Genomic DNA, 2656 nt, shown 5'->3' on the forward strand with positions numbered 1-2656 from the left:
AATCAGATGAAATTAAACAATGGAAAAGTGATCTGATTGAACTTGTGAAGACTAGTTCAAAATAAAAATTACTTTTATTAGGAGAAAATAATGAATGTACTTCAAAAAAGAATCCTTTCTACATTAAAAGATGCTGGAAAGGAAAAAAGTGTTGGTCATATTAAAAATAAACTTGGTGTAGAAAACTCGCAGACTATTTATGCTGAGTTGGATATACTAGCAAATGGTGGATATGTAACAATAATACGCTCAGAAGATAGTGGAAAGATTAAAAAAGCTTCAATAACTGAAAAAGGTATTAATTATTTTTACGAAGGAAATAAACCCACTAACAGGCAAGAAGTACAAACCCAGATTGATGAATTAAGGGAAGCTGTTGAACTATTAAACCAAGCTATGAATGCCCCCACAAAAGAAGAAAGAGAAGGTGCATTAAGTAAATTGGATAAAGTACAAAGTGTTTTAAATGGAGCTTACCAAGTATACGAGAATATTAGCAAATTCTTTTAAGTTTAAAGAGGTGTTGAAATCTCTAAGAGTGGATTGTTTTCTAATTAATGGAAATAAAGCAGAAAAAGCCCTACTCACAATACTGAGTGGGGCTATTATTATTACTTATTTTTCGCAAACCCATAAAAGCCTGTATTCTTAAAAGCTGAATCAATAATAGACATAGTAATTAAATCAATTTGACTAGGCTTATAATCATTTTTAATTGCCCCAACCTTCTCCAAACGTTTTAACATGTTTTTTTGACCATCAGTTAAATCTTCTCTTTCGATTGGATCAAATTTTTCCTTTAAGCTCATTTCGTCATCCTCCTCAATATCTATTACTTCAGGCGGTTTCTTTCCAGCTCTTAGATCAGATAATGTTAATCCAAATGTTAATTGAAAATGAGGATAGTCAACAAAGTCTTTCCATCTTCCTCCCCACTCCAATCCAAGAGATTCACCAATATCCCCTACTCGTTTCCATCTTGAATCAATGTTCCAATTAATTTTTGTAGGAGTATCAATCACAGCAAAATCAAAAGCAAGTCCATAATTATGATATGAGTATCCACCCTTTGCATTAGTAACAATCTTTCCTGCTGTCGTTCTCCCTTGAGCATATAGTGCGTTTTGTTCTTCTATTTTCCTTAAACCTTGTGTTATAAGAATATTTATTCCTTCAGAATGACACTTTTTTATTAATTCAAGTGCCTTTTTTAAAATTGTTGGATGGACGTTTAACAGTTTCAATTTAGCCTTATCTATTAAGTAATTTAACTCCATTATTTATCACCTGCATCCTTAAAACCTTTACCCTCTTTAGGATTTGAAACAATACCTAAATAGATTAGAATTCCAATAATAAGAGTCACATAAGTTTCCCATCTTGTCGGATCAATCGTGTATCCTAAATCTTCAATGATCATGTAGAAAAGAGCTGCTAATGCAATCCATAGTCCATAGTTCTTAAATTTACTCATGTTTTTTCCCTCCATTGAAAATCCTAGCTTCAATTTTTGATAATCGCTCTTTAACATCTTCTGATAATGTTTGAATAACAGTTAAATATTTGTCTTCACGCTCAATGTACCTCGTTTCACGCTTATCATTTTTATGTAAAACCCAAACTAATAAAGCTATAAATAAAGCAAATGGCAGACCGTAAAGACTAGCTACCTCTTTAAACATTTCTACCCATGTAATCATAGTTTCACCTCACAATAAAAAGAGAGCTAGATTATACCTAACTCTGTTCAAAGTTTTTTATTATCTTCTTCAAATTCAATTATTGATTCTTCTTGTACTAATGGATAACTGTATCTATTTTTTCAGTAAAAAAGAAGTGAAGGAAATTGAAAAATCTCCATTCACTTCTTTTTAACTTGTATTTCATTGTAATCTGTTAAACATTCAACATTCCCGCGTAAAGTCTTTAATGATTAACAAAAACCCCTATTTTCTTTTTCCCTAAGCCAAAGTATTATCTACATCTTTTAAGATTTTATTTTAGATTTAAGTTCCCCTATTTCTGTAATAGCAGCTTCAACGTAAGGTCTTTCTCTCTTATTATATTCTTGACGTTCTCTTCTCATAGTTTCTAGTCCACCTTCATCTGTATAAAGTGGATTTTCACTATACACTCTTGCCTTTTTAAATATTTTCATAAAATCCTTATCCAGATAGTTTAAAAAATCTAGAATATACTTAATTTCTTCTGCTGTAAAAAAATTAGTTAATTCAAAATCTCTAATTTGACCAATTGCTTCCTCAATATTTGCTTTTGCTTTTTGTGGAAAACCTCTCTCAATACTATGTGAAAGTAATATATTTTCTATTTGGGATAAGTTATATCTGACTAAATATCTATTTTGGTTTTCAATGGCATGTTTTTCTTTTTCTCCAGCTTCCTTTATTGCTAATGCAGTTTTATTGGAAGCCACGGTTGCCCTCCATATTAAAAAGCTGAAAAAACTAGTGGCTATAATATTTAGAGCAACAAGAATGTCAGAAACTGTAATTGTAGTTATATCAATTACCATAAAAGCTCTCCCCACAAAATATTCGTTTTACTGAAAAAATAAGCTATATACAGTTAAACCTAATACTAATACCGCAATTACTGTCGAAATTACTGTTGCCTTAAAAGTATTGTTTGATATTTT

Annotated in this window: 5 protein-coding genes; 1 reads left to right on the forward strand and 4 read right to left on the reverse strand. The window is 30.7% G+C overall.

The features are described from left to right. Positions 1-90 precede the first annotated feature (90 nt). Positions 91-510 carry a hypothetical protein gene (locus tag V7164_RS25175; RefSeq protein ID WP_335355588.1) on the forward strand — a complete coding sequence of 140 codons (420 nt, stop codon included), beginning with the start codon at positions 91-93 and terminating at the stop codon, positions 508-510. A 101-nt stretch (positions 511-611) separates the two neighbouring features. Here V7164_RS25175 and V7164_RS25180 read toward each other — a convergent pair whose 3' ends face one another. The 4 genes from V7164_RS25180 to V7164_RS25195 form a co-directional block, all read right to left on the reverse strand. After that, positions 612-1277 carry a M15 family metallopeptidase gene (locus V7164_RS25180; RefSeq protein ID WP_335355589.1) on the reverse strand — a complete coding sequence of 222 codons (666 nt, stop codon included), beginning with the start codon at positions 1275-1277 and terminating at the stop codon, positions 612-614. Next, positions 1277-1474 carry a holin gene (locus V7164_RS25185; RefSeq protein WP_335355590.1) on the reverse strand — a complete coding sequence of 66 codons (198 nt, stop codon included), beginning with the start codon at positions 1472-1474 and terminating at the stop codon, positions 1277-1279. The genes V7164_RS25180 and V7164_RS25185 overlap by 1 nt, the downstream gene beginning before the upstream one ends. Further along, positions 1467-1700: a BhlA/UviB family holin-like peptide gene (locus V7164_RS25190; protein ID WP_335355591.1), complete on the reverse strand. Its 234-nt coding sequence runs from the start codon at positions 1698-1700 to the stop codon at positions 1467-1469. Before V7164_RS25190 ends, V7164_RS25185 begins: the two co-directional genes overlap by 8 nt. A gap of 287 nt (positions 1701-1987) precedes the next feature. Next, positions 1988-2533: a hypothetical protein gene (locus V7164_RS25195; protein WP_335355592.1), complete on the reverse strand. Its 546-nt coding sequence runs from the start codon at positions 2531-2533 to the stop codon at positions 1988-1990. Positions 2534-2656: the final 123 nt, after the last annotated feature.

The sequence above is a fragment of the Bacillus sp. JJ1474 genome (assembly GCF_036965225.1).
GTDB lineage: Bacteria > Bacillota > Bacilli > Bacillales > Cytobacillaceae > Cytobacillus.